2 protein-coding genes are annotated in these 1413 nt (G+C 56.2%); one reads left to right on the forward strand and one right to left on the reverse strand.

Going from position 1 to position 1413, the window contains the following annotated elements:
• A partial coding sequence (locus AC1D35_RS36140) for a hypothetical protein (protein ID WP_477942821.1) occupies positions 1–272 on the forward strand: 272 nt, incomplete at its 5' end.
• A 214-nt stretch (positions 273–486) separates the two neighbouring features.
• On the opposite strand, the gene cydB is transcribed toward AC1D35_RS36140, so the two are convergent.
• On the reverse strand, positions 487–1413 hold a 927-nt coding region (gene cydB / locus AC1D35_RS36145; RefSeq protein ID WP_477942823.1), incomplete at its 5' end, for a cytochrome d ubiquinol oxidase subunit II.

Raw genomic sequence — 1413 nt, forward strand, 5'->3', positions numbered from 1 at the left:
GCCATACTGTGTCGATAAAGGGATCGCCAGAAACCATGGTCATCAGTGAACTCTTCTTATCAGCACCATCCATTCAAGGCTCAATGCAGCATGGCGCGGATGATCAGGCCGACGATCGCCACCGATCCGACGCCAGCCAGCCAAAGCCCGACGAAGTAACCGGCACGAGAAAAAAACTTTCTCATCTCGATCTGCTTTCAAAGACAAGATCACTCAACCCGCCGGTGCCAAGATTCCTGCTGCTGATCCCAAATGACGTCCGATCGCATTGAACTGGCCAGTCGATGCGCGTGGAACTCGACATTCCCTCGCAGATCTTCGTGGCCATGTCGGTGCCTTGTTGCGCTCGCAAACCGAATTGCTGATCAGGATTATTCCATAAGTGCCGCGGTTCAGTAAAAGTCATAATTCCCTCAAAATGCGCCATAAGGCTTGACCTCTTCCAGCATCGGCCGCCGGCCAAGCCTGCGACCGTTGCACTTTCGCTCAATGATAGCCGTCTTCCGGTCGGACCTTGCCGCGAAAAACCCAGTAGGCGTATCCGGTGTAGCTCAGGATGGTGGGCATGAGGACCGCTGTCCCCGCCAAAAGGAATTGCAGGGAGGTGAGCGGGGCTGCCGCCTCCCGTATCGTGAGCGCTCCCGGAATAATGTAGGGATAAAAGCTGATCCCCAGGCCTATGTAGCTCAGAACGAACAAGCCGAGCGTCGCCAGAAAGGGCTGAAGATCCTTTCCTTGCCGAAGCCCCGTCAGCACAAGGTAGGAGCAGATCGCCAACAACAGCGGCACGAACGAAGAGAAGAAGGCGGTGGGCCATTGGAACCATCGCTGGAAGTAGATCTCGTTGATGAACGGGGTCCAGATCGACACGACGCCGATCAACGCAAGCAGCAGGATTGTCAGAGGCTTTGCCAACGATTGGCACCGTGCCTGCACGTCACCTGACGTCTTCAGATTCAGCCAGGTCGCTCCAAGCAGGGCGTAACCTGCAAGCAGGGCAAGCCCGCATAGGACCGAAAAAAGTGTTAGCCAATCCCAGGGACCACCGGCAAAGGCATGGTTTTCGACCTTGATGCCCTGGATCAACGTGCCGAGCGTGATGCCTTGCATGATCGCCGCGAGCGACGAGCCCAACCAAAACGCTATGTCCCAGAGATGGGAGCCCGGCCTTGTTCGCCATCGAAATTCGAAAGCGACACCGCGAAAGATCAGACTGATCAACATGATGATGATCGGGAGGTACAGCGCTGGAAGCACGATCGAATAGACGGGCGGGAAAACGGCCATCAGCCCCCCACCGCCCATGACAAGCCAAGTCTCGTTGCCGTCCCATACAGGAGCGATGGTGTTTGTCATGAGATCGCGATGGTGTCGCTTCGGGAAAGCGGGAAATATGATGCCGATCCCCAGATC

Source organism: Rhizobium sp. P1_E6 (genome assembly GCF_056405875.1).